The following is a 19,245-nucleotide window of genomic DNA, read 5'->3' as shown; positions in this document are numbered from 1 at the left end:
ACAAGTCTGCCTTGTAGATCGGCGCCGTGTGAAAGCACTGGCCGCGATCCAAAGCGACATGTTGGATTCTCGTGTGTGATACACACAACTCAAAATTACTGCTTCTTCCAAGATTGGTTCTGTTGGCCACGCCAGCAGAACAACCCTCTTTGCCTGATGACCATAGCGAGTCGGTCCCACCCCTTCCCATCCCGAACAGGACCGTGAAACGACTCTACGCCGATGATAGTGCGGATTCCCGTGTGAAAGTAGGTAATCGTCAGGCTCCCTAAGCCAGAAACCCCCGCCCGACAAGGCGGGGGTTTTTGCATTTGGGCGGTGGAAATGTATGGCGCGTCTGGTATGGGTTGCAGCTCGTGCCGAAAGGCTTGCGGCAGCGGGCCTGAGTGACCGGCCCGCTGCAGTTTCAGAACAATCGTCGCTAGTCACAGTTACTAACGGTATGGGGCATCGGGTACCGAGCTTCCAGACGGATAGTGACTTGCGACGCTCATCATCGACAATGCGCCGATCACATCGGCGTGATGATGAGTCGCTTGTCCTCGACAGTAATCCGGACGCGTTCTCCCGCCTCGAATCCCGCGTCCTCAAGCCATACTCCCGCCAATTTGATCCACGGGTAATACGTCGTGTTCAGTTTCCGGTGTGCTCTGATGGCACGGAGGACCCTAGTCAAGGAATGATGGCGCTCTGACTCTTGAACAGTGACGAAGCGTTCCGTTACGGGGGCACGTGACTTATGATTGGCGTTAGCCATTTCCGACTCCTCGGTGAGTTGGTTGTGGTCAGCGGGTCGTATGGGTGGCAGCCCATGCGGCCCGCGCTTTTTGCGGTGACGCCATTTGAGTCTACCTAACTGGGCATCTCGAAATACGGAAAATTCAAGGAGTGGCCAAACGGCATAGTTGTGGATGGGGTGCGCCGCACCCTGAAGTCAAACAGACGGGACTTGCTACTTTGATATATCAATGCAGAACTTAAGAAGGCTGATAACACGATCTTGCCGCTGGGTCATGGCGAATATTGTGTTGAGTATGTAAAATGCAAAAATTAAAAAATTAATGAACTTGCCCATCCTTGAAGAATGGAGAGCTTCGATAGGCTAAGGGATAGCGCTCCAAGGCCAGCGAGCGCCGGAAAGATTCCGATTCGTTCTACCGACCCACACAGTAAACTTGAACGCTTTTCCAATGAGATTCTTTCTCCTTCGTAATACGTCAGAACGTAGCGAAGTGCCGTGGGATCGCATTGTGAAAGAGCATCAATATATTTTGTATCAAATTCTGCTGATGTTATCGCTATATAAAAAAATTGATGGAACGGTTCTTTGAACATTCGATATATGAATAGCGCGGAAATGAGTATGACAGCGATGCCTAGTGGAAGTGCGAAAAGCTCCACAAGAGTGAGTGTTGCGAATGCGGTATGGGCAACGGTGACATCGTCGGAAAAAAACGCGATGGCTGCGAGCAGTAAGGATGCTATAAATCCCGTTAGTTGATGAGAGACGAGAAATTTCGTAAATTTTTCTATTTGCTCTTCATATTTTGTAAGTGGTCTTGCTGGTCGTTTATCAGTGGTGGCTTTTTCAAAAATTTTGTCTATCTGTTGTTTGGATGGGATTGTCTTTATTTTGACGAATATTTATACTTTTCTGTGTTTGAGAAATTAAACAAAAGAAAATTATCCAAAATGCATGCGGCGATGGCAGTTCGGGCACAACGCTATGGCATTCTCAAGCGAATCGTCGCCACCCTGCGCTAGCGGAACGCGGTGATGTACTTCAAGATATGGTGTTCCATCCTTCTTGCGCGAGAACGGTGATGGACTACCGCACTCCTGGCAAAAACCTTGGGCGCGACGTAGAACGAGTGCAATGATGTTAGGGTCGCGATCGAAAGCCGTAGTGTGAACTAAAAAGCGTGCAGGCTTCTTGGGCGCCTCTCTCGCAAGACGTTCCAGCTCATTGTCTGGAAGTGCGAAGGATTTCTCAATTCTTGTAGTCAGATCGTCCTGTATGAGCCTGGCGTTAATGGCTTCTCCGAAACTGTCAAGTTTGTCGCGATCCAACTCAAACCATTTGCTTCCATCACTTTCGCGATGAATTTTATTGTATTTAAAGACTCCTGCATATGTGAACGGAAGTTCGTCGTTGTCACGAACGAACGTAAGAATGGGTATGTCTACAATGCCAAGTATTGCTGCATTTGGTTTATAGTGTTCACCAAAGACGTTCCCTTTGCTCTTGAGAAAATATTTTAATTTTTTGTCACGCACGAGCCATTTGTTTGCATAGCGACCACCGTTGAACGTGGCTTTGATGACGACAAAATTTGGCTTGCCATCGCTGTCCAGTACAAACATTCCACCCGATCGCAAGTCGTAGTTCTGGACGAAAATCAATATATCGTAAGGGCTGTAATTTTCTCCGACTACGAAATCGCTCGGCCTTGTTGCATCTGTTATCCATCTGGAAAATCGTCGGTTAAATTCACTCGATATATCCTCGAATGTTGTTAACCCTTGAGCTTTCATTGCTGAATAGACCGCGGAGGATCGGTCGCCGTCGAATCGGGATAAATAGATCGACAAATCTCCGACACGCTTGAAATTCGGTAGCCATCGATTAACGTGCTTCACTTTGTTTTTTATTTCTAATGGAAGGGCGCTATTTAGGGCGGGAGATAGAACCGTTGAGCGTACGTATTCGATAGCGCAGTCGGCCGGTGACAACTGGGCGTTTCGCATTGTTTTGATCCCGAGTTGGTGAAAATTATTTTGAGATAGTAGCTCGAGGATGGTAGGTCGTGAATGGCTAAGGGTGTGAAGCGCGGAAATTTTTTGGATTCGGCAACTACTGGCGATCAGTCTAGGTTTCGCGTGCTCCGCTGTCCACGGAGCGGCTGCAGCGACAGCACAGGGAGCATTGAGTTGATCCTAGCAAGGCCATCAACGCCGCCCTTTCACTATGAAGCGCGACACTCCATTTCTGACGTAGGCGGTCACCGGCAACGTGTTGATTTCGTGAACAAGAACTTGGGATGTCACTGCGTTTTGACGGGTGACCGTGCGCCAGAAAGTTCATAGTCAGTGGGTGAACCTGCTGCTGCCTTCGTCGAAGGTCCGAAGTCGTCCCAGGCGGTTGTCGGACCTTCTGAGAGCGGTCATTAGTTGGCTCAAGCCGTGAAGCCTTGCTACAAGTCCCGCGCGGATGCAGGGGCGATCAATCAGAAGGGCCGGGTCCTCCGCGCGATGCAATGGAGCGACCCAGGATCATGCGTAGCATTGATACAATCCTGAGCGCGCTCGCCGGCATCGGCTTATCAGGTGGCGTATGACCATCCAGGGGAAACAATGGCAGTAGATCTTCAAGACCTTTCTCGGCGCCTGTTCGCCACGGCGAACCAGCTCTGGACGAATACCGAGCTGAGGCCGGACCAATATGCGCAGCCTGTGTTGGCACTGATTGCTCTACGGCAGATGGAGGCGCGGTTCGATGTCGTCGATGCAGAGCTTCCGCGCGGCGGTCGACTCGGCAATCCGACTCCCCCGGATTATCACGCAAAGGGCGCGATTTTCCTGCCGCCGCATGCACGCTTCTCCTATCTGCTTGGCCTGCCGGAGACGGAGAATCTGGCCGAGGCGCTGAACGAGGCGATGAAGGCCATCGCCGAGCACAATCCCGATCTCTCCGGCGTGCTGCCGCAGGGCTACGGCTCTCTGCCCAATTCTGTGCTGCGTGAGCTGTTGCGGCTGCTGCAACCGCTCGCGATTGCAGGCGACGCCTACGGCCTGATCTTCGAATACTTCATGGGCGAGTTCGCCTCCGCCTTCATGCAGAAGGGTGGCGAGTATTTCACGCCGTCCAGCATCGTGAAGCTGATCGTCGAGGTGATCGAACCTTTTCATGGCCGCATCCTCGATCCCGCCTGCGGCTCCGGCGGCATGTTCGTCCATTCTGCCGAATTCGTGAAGCGGCATAACGAAAACCCCGCGCGGGCCATCAGCGTCTATGGCGTGGAGAAGATGGCCGACACGCAGAAGCTGTGTCGGCTCAATCTCGCGGTCCACGGTCTTTCTGGCGATATCCGCGTTGCCAGTAGCTATTACGAAGACCCGCACCAGATGGTGGGCAAGTTCGATTTCGTGATGGCCAATCCGCCCTTCAACCAGAAAGAGGTCGATACCGCCCGCCTGGTGAACGAGGCAGGGCGTGTGGACGCGCGCTTTTCGCTGGGCGTACCCAGCGTCAATAACGCCAACTACCTGTGGATCGGTCTGTTCAATTCCGCTCTCAACGATCACGGCCGCGCCGGCTTCGTGATGGCCAACTCCGCTTCGGACGCGGGCGGTTCCGAGCGGGAGATGCGGCGCAAGCTGATTGAGAGCGGTGCGGTCGATGTAATCGTGTCCACCTCGCCCAATATGTTTTTCACAGTTACTCTGCCAGTGACGCTGTGGTTCCTCGACAAGGGGAAGAAGGGCACCCCTCGCGAGGATCAGGTGCTGTTTATCGACGCGCGCCATATCTTCCGCCTGGTGACGCGTGCCCATCGCGACCTTACGCCTGACCAGATCGAATTCTTGGGCAATATCGTGCGCCTGTGGCGTGGCGAGGACGCGGAACTGGCAGCGGGCAGCGGCGCGCAGATGACCACGCATTTCGAGGACGAAGGCTACAAGGACATCCTCGGCCTGTGCAAAGTCGCCACCCGCGCCGAGATCGCCGCGCAGGACTGGAGCCTGACTCCCGGGCGCTATGTGGGCGTCGCGCCGGGCGAACAGCCCGACGACGAGAATTTCCGCGAGCGGCTGGAAGCTTTGCAGGAAGAGTTGGAGGGGCTAAACGTCGAGGCCACACAGCTTCAGTTTGTGATCGCGCGGAATGTGGCCGAGGTACTTGAGATATGAGTGAAATGGGCTCGCAAGTTCGCCAGCTTGGCGAGGTTGTTCAATTCATCAACGGCGGAGCTTGGAGTCAGAGCGAATACACCGACCATGGAATTCCCGTTGTGCAAGTTTCCAACATCCGTGGAAATCAAATAGATCTATCCGGTTGCAAATATCTGCCAAAGTCCTCTCTCGAAAAGTATGAAAGACATCTAATTCGACAGAACGACTTAATCATTGCAACAGTAGGTTCTCATCCAAGTCAGCCCAACTCTGTCGTCGGGCGACCTGCGATTGCACGCTCAAATGCCGTCAATGCTTTACTGAATCAGAATGCCGTAATCGTGCGATCTACGTGTGACGATGTGGATCAGAAATGGCTCGGGTGGCTGGGGAGAGATCAGCCTTTTCGCGACTACATTATCGGCTGCGCACGAGGTGCCGCCAATCAGGTTCGAATGGCGATTGGTCTACTTAAACTAATGCCGATCAACATCCCCCCCCTCAGAACTCAACGCCGAATAGCGGAGATTTTGGGGGCCTATGACGATCTGATCGAGGTCAACCGTCGGCGGATCGCTGTGCTGGAGGAGATGGCTCGGGGGCTCTTTCATGGCCTTGTTACCATACCGCTAGGTACTCTGCCGCAAGCGGCCGGCGATAACGATAGTATCGTCGTGCCTGCCGGGTGGCAAATCGTGTCCTTAGGAGATTTGGCCGATCTAATTATGGGCCAATCCCCACCATCAGAACTGCTGAACAAGGACGGAATTGGATTGCCGTTTCATCAAGGAGTAACGGATTTCGGAGCCCTTTTCCCAGATAAGCGCGTGTTTTGCACTGCGCAAAACAGGAAGAAAGTGGCTATCCCAGGCGACATTCTTTTTAGTGTTAGGGCACCCGTTGGACGGATTAACTTGGCGACTGAGGACGTGGTCATCGGGCGAGGTGTTTGCTCGATCCGCAGCAAGATCGGGACCCCGTTCTTTCTATTGGCGCATCTACGCGCAACTTTTCACGCGACAGACCTGATCGGTAATGGGGCTATATATAAAGCAGTCGGCCGTGAGGATATCGAGCGAGTTGGAATTGCATTGCCACCATTGGCGATCCGCGACCAGGTCGAAAAGCAACTCAGCCCACTCTACGCATTGCTTTGGGATATTGAGCAATCCAATCGCAATCTTGCCGCAGCACGCGACCTGCTTCTCCCTCGCCTAATCTCTGGCCAGCTTTCTGTCACCCAGGCCGAGCGGGAACAGGAGGCCGCCTGAGATGATGCCGCCCTCACTCTCCAGCGAGTTTTCCGAAGACGCCGCCGTTGAGCAGCCGGCGCTGGCGTTGTTGCAGCAGCTTGGCTGGCAACACGTCAACCTGATCGAGGAAAAGCTGGGGTCGGATAATCCCACCGGCCGCACCAACTTTCGTCAGGCTTGGCTCCCGTCGCGATTGCGCGCGGCGCTCACCAAACTCAACCCCGGACTGTCGGCGGAAGCACTGAAACTGGCCGAGGAGGCGCTGGTGCAGGATCGCTCTGCGCTTTCCCCCATCGCTGCCAATCGCGAGTTTTACTACCTGCTGCGCGACGGCGTCCGTGTGGAGGTGAAGCGCCCGGATGACGGCAAAACCGAAACCGTAACCGTTCGCGTGATCGACTGGCGCGATGTGGCGGCCAATGATTTTCTCGTCGCCAGCCAGGTCTGGATCGAGGGCCTGCTGCATAAGCGTCGTCCGGACACCGTCGGCTTCGTCAATGGCCTGCCGCTGCTTCATGCGGAGTGGAAGGCGCTTTCCAAGCCGATCTTCAACGCCTACGACGAAAACCTGCGCGATTATCGCGACACCATCCCGCAGTTGTTCCCGTTCAACTGCTTTGTGATCCTTTCCAACGGCCATGAATCGCTGATGGGCGGCTCGCATACCGATTTCGATTTCTTCGCGCCGTGGAAACGTCTTGATGAGGATGGCCCGGAAGACCCGAGTCTTGAGACGATGCTGCGAGCCACTTGCGAGCCAGCGCGATTCCTCGACCTGATCGAAAATTTCCTACTGTTTGATGAAGCCAAGGGCGGTCTGCGCAAGGTGGTAGGCAAATACCATCAGGTGCTGGGCGTGAACCGCGCGATGGCTGCGGTGGCGCATGTCGGCCAGAACAAGGGCCGCCTCGGGGTGTTCTGGCACACGCAGGGATCGGGCAAGTCCCTTTCCATGGTGATGTTTGCGGAAAAGGTGCTGCGGCGCCTGGGCGGGAATTTCACCTTTGTGATCGTGACCGACCGCACAGAGCTGGACGACCAGATTGCGGGGCAATTCGCCAGCGTTGGCGCGCTCACCAAGGATACGCAACAGGTGCAAGCAGATAGCCGGGCGCATCTGCGGGAATTGCTGGCAGGAAACGAGCGTTACGTCTTCACTCTGATCCAGAAATTCTCGACCGCTGATCGGGAGCCAATGCCAGTGCTCTCCGAGCGTTCCGACATCATCGTGATTACCGACGAGGCGCACCGCAGCCAGTATGACCAGCTCGCCGCGAATATGCGCGCGGCGCTGCCCAACGCCGCCTTCATCGGCTTCACCGGCACGCCGCTGATCCAGGGCGAGGAAAGCCGCACTCGTGAGGTGTTCGGCGATTACGTCTCGGTCTACGACTTCGCGCAATCCGTCCGCGATGGTGCGACGGTGCCACTCTACTATGAATCGCGCAAACCCGAGCTTCAGCTCAACGCTGACGAGCTGAAGGAGGAACTGGACGAGCTGCTCGATGAGGTGGACTTGAGCGAGGAGCAGGAGAAGAAGCTCCAACGCGAATTCGGCCGACAATACACGCTCATTACAAACCCCGACCGGCTCGACAAGGTGGCCGATGATGTAGCGCTCCACTTCGCCATGCGCGGATATCGCGGCAAGGCGATGTTCGTTGCCATCGACAAGGCAACCGCGGTTTCTATGCATGATCGCGTTACGGCGGCGGTCGCTCGGCTGATCGCGGCGGATGAGAAGGCGCTCAAGACTGCGCATGAAGCGGAAGGCGCGGCTATTGCCGAGCGACTGTTGTGGTTGCGTGAGCTCGATATGGCCGTGGTTGTCAGCCAGAGCCAGAACGAGATCGGCGACCTCAAGAAAAAGGACCTCGATATCCTCCCCCACCGGGAGCGGATGCAGAAAGAAGACCTGGAGGAGAAGTTCAAGGACAAAAACGACCCGCTGCGGCTCGTCTTCGTCTGCGCTATGTGGATCACTGGCTTTGACGTACCCAGCATCGGCACTGTCTATCTCGACAAGCCGATGAAAAACCACACTCTGGTGCAGACCATTGCGCGCGCCAACCGCAACGCGCCGAGCAAGACCAGCGGCGTGATCGTCGATTACGTGGGCGTGTTCAACAATCTGCAGAAGGCACTGGCGATCTACGCCGGCAGCGCGGGCGGCGCCGACAAGGACGAAACGCCGATCAAGGATAAGGACGCCTTGGTCAAGGCGTTGGAAGTGGCGCTGGAACAGGCACGGAGCTTCACGCAGCCGCTGGCTGTCGATACCGATGCGATCATGGCGGCAGATACCCTTTCCCGTCTCGGCCTGATCGCCAAGGCTGTGGAGGTGCTGATCGCGCCTGATGAGAGGCGGAGGGAGTTTGGCCGCCTCGCCGGCGCGGTGACCAAGGCCTATAAGGCGTTGCTGCCCGATGAGCGGGCCGCGCCCTATCTCAAGCCGGTTGCGGTGTTCCACATGCTGGCGGACGCTGTGAAGGCTAAGCTCGGCCCGACGGATATTTCCGCCATTCAGGCGAAGATCGCCGAATTGCTGGACGAGAAACTGGAAGGCGTCGCCATCCTGACGCCTATCGTTGAAGGTGCAGGCGCCGATGGGCGCGTCGATCTCTCCGGCATCGATTTCGGCAAGCTGGTTAAGTTGTTCGAGAAGAGCCCCAAGGTCGCTGCCGAACGCGCGCGGGAGAAGGCCGAGGACAAGGTCAAGAAGATGGCCGAGGCCAACCCGACCCGCGTCGATCTGGTCGAGAAGCTGGAAAAGCTGGTGGCCGAATACAACGCGGGCTCCATTGACGCGGAAAAGTTCTTCGAGGCGCTGAAAGAATTCGTCGCCGGCCTCTCCGAGGAGGAACAGCGTGCCGCCCGCGAAGGGCTGACAGAGGAGGAGCTGGCTATCTTCGACTTGCTTACCACCCCGGAGCCGAAGCTAACCGGGGCCGAGGAGGTGGAGGTAAAACGCGTTGCGAGGGCGCTGCTAGCTAAGCTCCACGAGCTAGTAGACGGTGTGGACTGGTTGCGCGGCCAGGAAACGCGCGGCGCTGTGTGGTCCGAAATCCGGCATCGACTGAACGAATTGCCGCAGGAACCCTATCCAGATGCCCTGTGGAACGCGAAGGTCAACGAAGTGTGGGATTTTGTGACGCGCCACTATGCCGGCGAGGGCTGGCGTATTCATTAGTGCTCACCCGGGTACTGGACGCACAGCTATTCATCCTAGCGCTGCGCCTGGTGACTGGGTGACGACTATTTTGTGCAATCGAGTGCACCGCGAGCCTAGCTTAACAAGCTATTGGCGAATTATCAGGGTCAACGGGACCGACCAAAGAAGTGTGTGCGCTTGGCACATAAGTTTTTGATACTCCCCCGCGGTGCGGGGAGGCATCCGAAATTCTCCATTGAGTCTCAAGCATCGTGAACAATACTCACGCGTATTGCGCACGCTGCGATTTGCAACTCACTCCATCAGACAAAATTCGACGTATAATTGCCGTGCCCATCCGGTTGTTTTTCTGTGATGTATTCGTCACGGTTCTTGAACTTTATCCCAAGACTGCCATGGTCGACGCCGAGAGAGCCGGGAGATCGACCAGGAGGTATCGCCAACGAGGATGTCGGCACCAAACGATAGGTTGAACCGGATGGGCATCAATAATCAAGGCACCCTCTTCAGCGGCTTTGCCCACTTGACATCAAAGGCGGAGCTTTGCCAGTTTCTTGGTATCTCTGCAGGGAAACTAAATTTCCTCCTGTACAAACTCAATCCAGAGTATCGCTACAAGACTGAAATAATAAGGAAGCGAAGCGGTGACGACCGAAAGCTTCGGGTCCCAGTGCCGCTTCTCAAAAAGATTCAGAAAATTATAGCGTCCGAGTTGGCGAAAGAGTATCGCCCGCGGCAGCATGTGTATGGATACGTAAAGGGCAAGAATATTGCCCAAAAGGCTCGTATTCATGTTGCGCAAAAATGGGTTGCTCGAGTCGATTTGAAGGATTTCTTCCCGTCAGTTAATTTCGGTCGAGTGTTCGGTGTTTTCAAGGGGCACCCATTTAATTTTAGTGACGAACTCGCGACAGTGCTGGCGCAAATAGTGATGGACGGCAATGAATTGCCCCAAGGAGCTCCAACTTCGCCAATTATCTCGAATTTCATATGTAGGTCACTTGATTTTGAATTGAAACGCATGGCAAAGGAGCATCGTTGCCTCTATACGCGTTATGCGGACGACTTGATTTTCTCGACAAATCTGAAGCGTTTGAGTCCTCAAATATGCTCTCCGGCATCGCCCGATGGCGTTTCAATCCAAGCTAACGTCGGAGACAGCCTGCGAGGATTAATTGAGCGGCAGGGGTTCAAGGTCAATGATGCAAAGACTAGAATATTCGATAGAAGTGGTCGCCAGCAGGTAACCGGAATTACGGTCAACGAAAAAGTCAATGTCAGCCGAGAATATATTCGTGGGCTCAGAACTGTCCTGCACGTCTGGTCGAAATTTGGCGAAGAGTCTGCTACTTCGTGGTTCTTCTCTAATCACTACAAGCGCAATCGACCTGGTTGGAAAAGTACGCCGCCAGATTTTCGTGAAGTAATTCGAGGCAGGCTGGAATTTGTACGTTTCATCAAGGGGGCAGAGGACACAACCTACCTCGCATTAGCAAAGAAATTGGTGAAGTTGGACGATGGTTTCTCGTTGGGTGTGGAGGAGAAAATTCAAATGAGTTCGCCTCGTCTAATGCTTTATACCGAGGGTGTGACGGACACTATCCACCTGCGACATGCGTTTCGGCGATTCAAGGCGGATGGGCAGTACACCGACTTGAACGTCGACTGGGCTGACCATTCGGACCGCCCACGGGGAGAGGGTAAGCTGTGGCAAAATTGCCTGAGTGACGCGAAGCGTGATGAATTTCGACATCAAACGCAAGTTTATGTTTTTGATCGTGATAGTGAATTTGCAAAAAAAGCCGAGGATAAATATGGGAAATTGAAACATCATGGGAACAATGTGTACTCCCTTGTCTTGCCAATCCCCGAGCACAGATTGGGGTGCCAACAGATTTGCATCGAACACTTATATTTCAATGAATTTCTCTGGCAAAAGGATGCTCAAGGTAGGCGTCTGTTTGCACGAGAAGAGTTCGAGCAAGATGGCAATCACGTTGGAAATGAAGAAGTCATCTACCGTCATCCGAAGGCGACGACTCTCATCGTTGATGCGGACGTTGTCGGCTACGGTAGCTTGCGTAGCAAACCCGTGGTCATGAGCAAAAAGCAATTCGCCGATGCGGTAGATCAAGGTATCAAGCCGTTCGATTCGCCTTCATTAGTCGGGTTTCAGGGCGTATTCGATATACTGCGGGACCTAGCAAAGAATTTGACCGGGGATGTGAAAATGGAGGCGTCTGATTTGACTTGAATAAAATCGAGTCTCAGTGAGAATAAGAGTGTTGATTGCAATATTCGCGTTAATCGAGGGCCTCGCCATTCCGTCAATTCGCTGTGCTCTTCACGGCTTTTGTTTCAGCTCGTGATGAAACCAAGTCTGCATACTCCGACTTGAAAGCTGTATCGTCGAGCAGGTTCATGCCAAGGAGACGCTGCCGGTCCGAGGGAGCCAATGACTTCACTTTGATGGCCCACTGTCGACGAAAATCCGTCAATCTTCGCTCGATTTCAGTGTCAAGCTGCCTGAAGATGCGCTGATCTGTACAGAATGAGAAGGCTGCGCCCCAGGCTCGAACGGTATTCGAGATACGCCAGTAAGTACCCAACAGCGTCGGGTCGTTCACAAACTGCAGTTGCATCTTCGTGCGGATATTGAGATGTCTTTCACTCATCAAAGCAATTTTGCAGAGTGCATCCACCTTTTCGAGTAATGAAGTTCGAGCAGGCTTCCCTGGCGAGATGGCCTCTGGTGAGACATCACATCCGAGGAATGAGAATCCCTTCCTCGTCTCGCCCGCCGCAGCCTTCGACGAGTCGGAATCTTTACCTCGCGTCGGAGGGTCGTAAGCATCGAGCTTGAACTGGTAGAGCGAGTGCTTAAGCTCCTTCAACCTCTTGAACGCTTGGCTTCGATTGGGCGCAAAGATGATGAGATCGTCGATGTAGCGTACTGACATGCAGTCGCTGCTGTTGAGGTGCACATCGATGTCGTGCAGAAGCAGATTGCATAGCAAAGGCGACAGGCAAGAGCCCTGTGCCACACCGCGTGACGACAGCGGGAAAAGCTCCTTGTGTTCCCTCAATTCCGCGATGTTCTCAAGCTCGACTTGGATAGCATTCTTTAGCAATGCATCGAACTCGGGGTCCTCGGTATGCTTCGTTACGAGTGCGAGCAGCGCGTCTTTCGGGACCTGCGTGAAGAAGTCCTTGATGTCAGTGCGAATGTAGAACGGGTAATGGACCGCGCCTCGGTACGTGCGCTCGATGGCCTTCGCTACGCCTCCATCCTCTACACCGCCGAAGTTCAGCCACTTCTTCTGGACATCCTTCACGAACTTCATGCCGCTCAGCACGTCGAGAATCGCCCGCTGAACGACACGCGATTTGATGGGGGCGATGACGATAGGTCGACGGGTCGTCTTGTTTGGCTTTTTGGCCGCGACGCCGCGAGCTGGTGGGAATTTGAAGGTACCTGCAACCAATTCTTTGCGGAGCGCCCCCAGATGTTTGTCGAGTGCGAGTTGGAAATTCTTCGCTTCGTCGCGGGTGCTTTCGGACGTTGAATTCAGGGCGTTCGTGAGAACGGCGCGCGCCGCTTTGCGGAGATTGGGTGTGCGGCAAACCTTCTTATAGAGAGGGCCCATGCTTCTGCTTCTTGTTGGGTACGGGGCCGCATTGGTTCGCTTGCCCCAAGCCCAGGGAGGTCAGTTTCCTGCGGGCGCGCCGATGCTATGGCTGACCCGTCCGGCGATACATTGCTGCACGCCGGGCGCACCGTGCGAATTTGCGGTTCCGGTGGCCGGACCACTCAGCACGAGGCACAAGAACAAAGCGCAAGCCGAGAGGCAGCCGCCGAAGCGCTCGCCGCTGGCACGTTTTTGCTTTCGACCTGAAACGCCACTTTTGCCTCCCATTCTGGGCTTTTTGCCCAGGCTGGCAAGCGCTGCGAAGCGTCAGGCCCGCCCAAGCCTGAAAATAAAGTCTACCGACCGTCCAATGCGACCTCAAAACGGCTGAAGCTACGGTGCTAAGGCGGACTACAGGGCTCGGGCTGTTTCCTGCGGGCGCGCCGATGCTATGGCTGACCCGTCCGGCGATACATTGCTGCACGCCGGGCGCACCGTGCGAATTTGCGGTTCCGGTGGCCGGACCACTCAGCACGAGGCACAAGCAAACTGGGTCATTGATACCAGAAATATCTGGTGCATGCAATGTCGCCACTAGATGACACCGGTGCATGCGTGGCCAATGTCAGGGGAGCGCAGTCTCCCCCCTTCAGGGATGGAACTCCCGGAATGCGTCGCAGTGGCAGCACACGAGCTATAAAAAAGACCCACAAATTTCTCAACTTGTGGGTCTGTTTTTCTCAGATTATGCATCTACCTACAGGCGTGAGTTACACGTCAATATTCCCCGCCCGCAACGCATTCGACTCGATAAACGCCCGCCGCGGCTCGACATCATCCCCCATGAGGGTAGTAAAGATCCCATCCGCAGCAATCGCGTCTTCGATCTGCACACGCAGCAGACGCCGCACTGCCGGATCCATCGTCGTTTCCCACAGCTGCTCGGGGTTCATCTCGCCGAGGCCCTTATAGCGTTGCTTGGAGACGTTCCGCTCAGCATCCGCGAGCAGCCACTTCATCGCGCTCTTGAAGTCCGCCACGGCCATGCTGCGCTCACCGCGCTTGATGACCGCACCTTCCCCAATAAGCCCCTTGAACGTATTCGCCGTCGTCACGAGCTGCTGATAATCCGCCGTGTGCTGGAATTCCTGGTCGATGACCGAAACCCGCACGTTGCCGTGATGCGTCCGCTCGACATGCAGCGCCCGCTGTTCGCGAACCGCGTCATACGAAGGCACCACGCGCACTTCGTTCTTCAGCGCTTCATCATGCAACGCAGCGTGCAGCGCCTTCGCCGAAGCCTCGGTCGACTCCTCGCTGGAGAGATCGATCACCACGCCATCCATGACGGCTTCCAGCGCAGCCGGGTCATACAACCGGCTCAACCGATCGATCACGCTCTGCGACAGCAGATACGACCTTGCCAGCTCCCCAAGCGCATCCCCAGAAATCGCGGCCGCATTCTCACCCGGCACCAGCTCCGACCCTTGCAGCGCCAAGCGCAGCATATGCGCGTTGAGCTCCACGTCATCCTTCAGATACCGCTCGTCCTTGCCCGCCTTGATCTTGTAAAGCGGCGGCTGCGCGATATACACGTACCCGCGCTCGATCATGTCCGGCATCTGGCGATACAGGAACGTGAGCAGCAGCGTCCGGATGTGCGCACCGTCGACGTCCGCGTCGGTCATGATGATGATGCGGTGATAGCGCAGCTTGTCGAGGTTGTAGTCTTCCTTGCCGATGCCGCACCCAAGCGCGGTCACGAGCGTGACGATCTGTTCCGACGACAGCAGCTTGTCGTAGCGCGCCTTCTCGACGTTCAGCACCTTGCCGCGCAGCGGCAGGATCGCCTGGAACTTCCGGTCACGCCCTTGCTTCGCCGACCCACCAGCCGAGTCACCCTCGACGATGTAGATTTCGCACTTCGCCGGGTCTTTCTCCTGGCAGTCCGCGAGCTTGCCCGGCAGGCCGACGCCGTCGAGCACGCCCTTCCGACGCGTCATCTCACGCGCCTTCCGCGCAGCATCACGCGCCCGAGCAGCTTCGACGATCTTCCCGCAGATGATCTTCGCGTCGATCGGCGTCTCAAGCAGGAACTCTTCGAGCGCCTTCGCGACAACTTCCTCAACCGGCGCACGAACCTCGGACGAAACCAGCTTGTCCTTCGTCTGCGAGCTGAACTTCGGCTCCGGCACCTTCACGGAGAGCACGCACGACAGCCCTTCGCGCATGTCGTCGCCGGTCGTCTCGACCTTCGCCTTCTTCGCGATTTCGTTGTCGGTGATGTACTTGTTGATGACGCGCGTCATCGCGGCCCGCAGGCCGGTCAGGTGTGTGCCGCCGTCGCGCTGCGGAATGTTGTTCGTGAAGCACAGCACGTTTTCGTTGTAGCTGTCGTTCCACTGCATCGCGACTTCGACGCCCACGCCGTCCTTCTCGCCGTTGGCGAAGAACACCGTCGGGTGCAGGTTGGTCTTCGTCTTGTTGATGTACTCGACGAAGCCCTTCACACCGCCGGCGAACGCGAAATCGTCTTCCTTGCCCGAGCGCAGGTCCGTGAGACGAATCCGCACGCCGTTGTTCAGGAACGAGAGTTCACGCATCCGCTTCGCGAGGATGTCGTAGTGATACTCGACCGTGCCGAAAATGGTCGGATCGGCCATGAAGTGCACTTCGGTGCCGCGGTTCTCGGTGTCGCCGGTCACGGGCATCGGCGACACTTCCACGCCGTCCACCACCTCGAGCACGCGATCCTGCGCGACGCCGCGGTGGAACTCCATGAACCGCTTCTTGCCGTCGCGGCGCACGGTGAGGCGCAGCCAGCTCGACAGCGCGTTCACGCACGACACGCCCACGCCGTGCAGGCCGCCCGACACCTTGTAGCTGTTCTGGTCGAACTTGCCGCCGGCGTGCAGCTCGGTCATCACGATCTCGGCGGCGCTGCGCTTCGGCTCGTGCTTGTCGTTCATCTTCACGTCGGTCGGAATCCCGCGGCCGTTGTCGGTCACGGAAATCGAGTTGTCGGCGTGAATCGTCACGTGGATGTCGTTGCAGTACCCGGCCAACGCTTCGTCGATCGAGTTGTCGAGCACCTCGAACACGAGGTGGTGCAGACCGGTGCCGTCCGACGTGTCGCCGATGTACATCCCGGGGCGCTTGCGCACCGCTTCCAGACCTTCGAGGATCTGGATCGACGAGGCGCCGTAGCTGCTGTTATCGGGTTGCGAATTGTGCTGTTCACTCATGGATATCTTCCGGTTCTGCGAGGCCACTCAAGCGGCGGCGCGGTGCGTTTTCTTGCGAAAACGCCGGGCCGCTCCAGTTTTCCTGGCCCGTCCTAGGCGCCGTCAGGGCACCAAAGGGGCGGGTTGTCGGTTCGCCATAAAAACGCCAAAGGGGCTTGCCGCCCCCTGGTGTGTGTCTTGATGTCGTGCGCGTCAGATGCGCATCGGCATCACGACATACTTGAACTCGTCGTTCTCGGGCACGGTGATCAGCGCGCTCGAGCTGGCGTCGCCGAGGCTCACCTGCACGGTGTCGACCTTCAGGTTCGCGAGCACGTCGAGCAGATACGTGACGTTGAAGCCGATGTCGACGGTATCGCCCTGGTAGGCGATTTCGAGTTCTTCCTGCGCCTCTTCCTGATCGGCGTTGGTCGACATGATCTTCAGCTGGCCCGGCGCGATGATGCAGCGCACGCCCTTGAACTTGTCCGAAGTCAGGATCGCCGCGCGCTGCAGCGAACGCTGCAGTTCTTCACGGCCGATCTCGAACGTGTTCTTGTGCGCCTTCGGGATCACGCGCTGGAAGTCGGGGAACTTGCCCTCGACGAGTTTCGACACGAGCTCGACCTGGCCGAACGTGAACTTGGCCTGGGTTTGCGCGATGTCGATGGTGACGGTGTCGTCGATGTCTTCGAGCAGGCGCTGCAGCTCAAGAATCGTCTTGCGCGGCACGATGACTTCCTGGCGGCCGAACGTGCCGCCTTCGAGCTTCATCGACGAGAACGCGAGGCGGTGGCCGTCGGTGGCCACGGCCATCAGCTGGTCGCCGTCGACGACGAGCAGCATGCCGTTCAGGTAGTAGCGGATGTCCTGCTGCGCCATCGCGAAGTGCACCATGCCGAGCAACTGGCGGAACGACTTCTGCGGGACGGTGAGCGTGGCGCCGAAATCCTTCGCCTGCGCGACGGTCGGGAACTCGTCGGCCGCGAGCGTCTGCAGCGCGAAGCGGCTCTTGCCCGATTGAACGGTGAGGCGCTTGTCGGCGAGCGACAGCGTGACCTGGCCGTCAGGCATCGCGCGCAGGATGTCGAGCAGCTTGCGGGCCGCGACGGTGGTCGCGACCTGGTCGCCGCCGACGCCGAAATCGGCGCGCGTGGTGATCTGCAGCTCCAGGTCGGTCGACAGGAACGAAACGTCCGGGCCGTTCTTGGTGATCAGCAGGTTGGCGAGGATCGGCAACGTATGGCGGCGTTCGACGATGCCGCTGACCGTTTGCAGCGGCCTGAGGAGGGTGTCTCGTTCGGTCTTGACCAGTTGCATAGAGTTCCTTCGTTGAGTAACGGCCTGCAGCGCAGCAGCCTCGCAGCGCCCCGCCAGCCGGGCTCTTGGCCCGCCACCACCGGGGCGGTCAAACCAGTATTGTGCCTCAAAACCGAACCGCCCCCCTTAAATTGGGGCGGAGGCCGAATTATCAAGCGCGGTGCGCGCGCTCAACCCTTCAGCGTCTGTTCCAGCACGTGCAGCTCGTGGTTGAGCTGCGCGTCCTTGCTGCGCTCGTCGGCGATCTTGCGCACCGCGTGCAGCACGGTGGTGTGATCGCGCCCGCCGAACAGCTCGCCGATCTCCGGCAGGCTCTTCTGCGTGAGTTCCTTCGCCAGGTACATCGCAATCTGCCGCGGCCGCGCGATGTTCGCGGGGCGCTTCTTCGAATACATGTCCGCGACCTTGATGTTGTAGAAGTCGGCGACGGTCTTCTGGATGTTCTCGACCGAAATCTGCCGGTTCTGCACGGTCAGCAGGTCCTTCAGCGCTTCCTTGGTCAGTTCGATCGAGATCTCGCGGCCGTGGAACTTCGAATACGCGAGGATCTTGCGCAGCGCGCCTTCGAGCTCGCGCACGTTGGAGCGCAGGTGCTTCGCGACGAAGAACGCGACATCTTCCGACAGGTTCACGCCTTCCGACTGCGCCTTGCGCATCAGGATCGCGACGCGCATCTCGAGCTCGGGCGGCTCGATCGCGACGGTGAGGCCCGAGTCGAAGCGCGAGATCAGGCGATCGTCGATGCCCGAGATTTCCTTCGGATACGTGTCGCTGGTGATGATCACCTGCGCCTTGTTCGCGACCAGCGCCTCGAACGCGTAGAAGAATTCCTCTTGCGTGCGCGATTTGCCGGAGAAGAACTGGATATCGTCGATCAGCAGCAGGTCGAGCGAATGGTAGTAGCGCTTGAAGTCGTCGAACGCCTTGCGCTGGTACGCCTTCACCACGTCCGACACGTATTGCTCTGCGTGGATGTAGCGAATCCGCGCGCCGGCCTTGTCGAGCAGCAGCTGGTTGCCGATCGCGTGGATCAGGTGGGTCTTGCCGAGGCCGACGCCGCCGTACAGGAACAGCGGGTTGTACGAGATGCCGGGGTTGTCCGCGACCTGGATCGCAGCGGCGCGCGCGAGCTGGTTCGCCTTGCCGGTCACGAAGTTGTCGAACGTGAGCACGGGGTTCAGCTTCGAACGTTCGTACATCGAATCGGCTTCGCCGCCGTTGGTGGGCGCGGCGCCCGGGCCCGGACGCCACGTGCGGCGGCCGGCCGCCGCTTCATGCGCGGGCAGGCTGGGCAGGTCGATATCGGCGTCGTCGGCATTCAGGTGGTGCGCGGCGGCCGCCGACGGCGTCATCGGCACGTCGGCCGGCGCGCTGGGCGCGGCGGCGGCATTCGCGGCGAGGTTGGCGGCGATCGCGGCGACCGTCGCGGCCGGGCCGCTCGGCGCCAGCGGCGCGCGCGGGGCAGCCGGTGCGGCGCCGGTCGCGGGCGCTGCGCTGCGCATGCCGGCCTTCGGATCGAGGACGAACTGGACTTCGATCGGCGCGTTCCAGAAATCACGGGCCAGATCGGAGATCCGGCCCGAAAACTGGCTCTTGACCCAGTCCAGCTTGAAACGGTTCGGCGCGGCGATGGACAGCGTGTTCGCCGACGCATCGAAGGCCACCGGGGCCAAGGGTTTGATCCACGTCACGTACTGCTGGGGCGTCAGCTCGCGCTCCAGCAGTGCGGAACAGTGTTGCCAGAAATCGTTCAT

General features: G+C 57.3%; 10 protein-coding genes and 1 rRNA gene. 5 read left to right on the top strand and 6 right to left on the bottom strand.

The features are described 5' to 3' along the window. Window positions 1–152 precede the first annotated feature (152 nt). Window positions 153–265: ribosomal RNA gene (gene rrf, locus AC5LXX_RS00055) — 5S ribosomal RNA — on the top strand. A gap of 246 nt (window positions 266–511) precedes the next feature. On the opposite strand, the gene AC5LXX_RS00050 is transcribed toward rrf, so the two are convergent. Together AC5LXX_RS00050 and AC5LXX_RS00045 are read right to left on the bottom strand one after the other, a co-directional pair. Beyond that, on the bottom strand, window positions 512–757 hold the full coding sequence (locus tag AC5LXX_RS00050) for a SymE family type I addiction module toxin (RefSeq protein WP_493410119.1): 246 nt from the start codon (window positions 755–757) through the stop codon (window positions 512–514). 926 nt (window positions 758–1,683) lie between these two features. Then, window positions 1,684–2,748, bottom strand: coding sequence for an HNH endonuclease (locus AC5LXX_RS00045; protein ID WP_493410118.1), 1,065 nt, complete (start codon window positions 2,746–2,748; stop codon window positions 1,684–1,686). 606 nt (window positions 2,749–3,354) lie between these two features. Here AC5LXX_RS00045 and AC5LXX_RS00040 point away from each other — a divergent pair. From AC5LXX_RS00040 to AC5LXX_RS00025, 4 genes are all read left to right on the top strand, one after another. Then, window positions 3,355–4,911 carry a type I restriction-modification system subunit M gene (locus AC5LXX_RS00040; RefSeq protein ID WP_493410117.1) on the top strand — a complete coding sequence of 519 codons (1,557 nt, stop codon included), beginning with the start codon at window positions 3,355–3,357 and terminating at the stop codon, window positions 4,909–4,911. After that, window positions 4,908–6,164: a restriction endonuclease subunit S gene (locus AC5LXX_RS00035; protein ID WP_493410116.1), complete on the top strand. Its 1,257-nt coding sequence runs from the start codon at window positions 4,908–4,910 to the stop codon at window positions 6,162–6,164. Before AC5LXX_RS00040 ends, AC5LXX_RS00035 begins: the two co-directional genes overlap by 4 nt. A gap of 1 nt (window position 6,165) precedes the next feature. Continuing rightward, complete coding sequence (locus tag AC5LXX_RS00030; protein WP_493410115.1) at window positions 6,166–9,336, top strand: type I restriction endonuclease subunit R; 3,171 nt, start codon at window positions 6,166–6,168, stop codon at window positions 9,334–9,336. 460 nt (window positions 9,337–9,796) lie between these two features. Then, window positions 9,797–11,572, top strand: coding sequence for a reverse transcriptase domain-containing protein (locus tag AC5LXX_RS00025; RefSeq protein WP_493410114.1), 1,776 nt, complete (start codon window positions 9,797–9,799; stop codon window positions 11,570–11,572). Window positions 11,573–11,645: 73 nt separating this feature from the next. Here AC5LXX_RS00025 and AC5LXX_RS00020 read toward each other — a convergent pair whose 3' ends face one another. The 4 genes from AC5LXX_RS00020 to dnaA form a co-directional block, all read right to left on the bottom strand. Continuing rightward, window positions 11,646–12,965: a reverse transcriptase domain-containing protein gene (locus tag AC5LXX_RS00020; protein ID WP_493410113.1), complete on the bottom strand. Its 1,320-nt coding sequence runs from the start codon at window positions 12,963–12,965 to the stop codon at window positions 11,646–11,648. 752 nt (window positions 12,966–13,717) lie between these two features. Further along, window positions 13,718–16,192 carry a DNA topoisomerase (ATP-hydrolyzing) subunit B gene (gene gyrB, locus AC5LXX_RS00015; RefSeq protein ID WP_493410112.1) on the bottom strand — a complete coding sequence of 825 codons (2,475 nt, stop codon included), beginning with the start codon at window positions 16,190–16,192 and terminating at the stop codon, window positions 13,718–13,720. A 192-nt stretch (window positions 16,193–16,384) separates the two neighbouring features. Further along, entirely contained in the window at window positions 16,385–17,491 is a 1,107-nt protein-coding gene (gene dnaN / locus AC5LXX_RS00010; RefSeq protein WP_006756934.1) for a DNA polymerase III subunit beta, read from the bottom strand. Between the two features lie 170 nt (window positions 17,492–17,661). Then, window positions 17,662–19,245, bottom strand: coding sequence for a chromosomal replication initiator protein DnaA (gene dnaA, locus AC5LXX_RS00005; RefSeq protein WP_493410111.1), 1,584 nt, complete (start codon window positions 19,243–19,245; stop codon window positions 17,662–17,664).

The organism is Burkholderia torrens (assembly GCF_984668525.1).
The sequence above is the reverse complement of the archived record's forward strand: the minus strand, read 5'-3'. Positions and strand labels throughout refer to the sequence as shown.

Excerpts from the sequence above, each read along its gene's own strand:
- AC5LXX_RS00045 (WP_493410118.1), bottom strand. The coding sequence starts at position 2,748 with ATGCGAAACGCCCAGTTGTCACCGGCCGACTGCGCTATCGAATACGTA.
- AC5LXX_RS00050 (WP_493410119.1), bottom strand. The coding sequence starts at position 757 with ATGGCTAACGCCAATCATAAGTCACGTGCCCCCGTAACGGAACGCTTC.
- AC5LXX_RS00025 (WP_493410114.1), top strand. The coding sequence starts at position 9,797 with ATGGGCATCAATAATCAAGGCACCCTCTTCAGCGGCTTTGCCCACTTG.
- AC5LXX_RS00040 (WP_493410117.1), top strand. The coding sequence starts at position 3,355 with ATGGCAGTAGATCTTCAAGACCTTTCTCGGCGCCTGTTCGCCACGGCG.
- AC5LXX_RS00020 (WP_493410113.1), bottom strand. The coding sequence starts at position 12,965 with ATGGGCCCTCTCTATAAGAAGGTTTGCCGCACACCCAATCTCCGCAAA.
- gyrB (WP_493410112.1), bottom strand. The coding sequence starts at position 16,192 with ATGAGTGAACAGCACAATTCGCAACCCGATAACAGCAGCTACGGCGCC.
- dnaA (WP_493410111.1), bottom strand. The coding sequence starts at position 19,245 with ATGAACGATTTCTGGCAACACTGTTCCGCACTGCTGGAGCGCGAGCTG.
- dnaN (WP_006756934.1), bottom strand. The coding sequence starts at position 17,491 with ATGCAACTGGTCAAGACCGAACGAGACACCCTCCTCAGGCCGCTGCAA.
- AC5LXX_RS00035 (WP_493410116.1), top strand. The coding sequence starts at position 4,908 with ATGAGTGAAATGGGCTCGCAAGTTCGCCAGCTTGGCGAGGTTGTTCAA.
- AC5LXX_RS00030 (WP_493410115.1), top strand. The coding sequence starts at position 6,166 with ATGATGCCGCCCTCACTCTCCAGCGAGTTTTCCGAAGACGCCGCCGTT.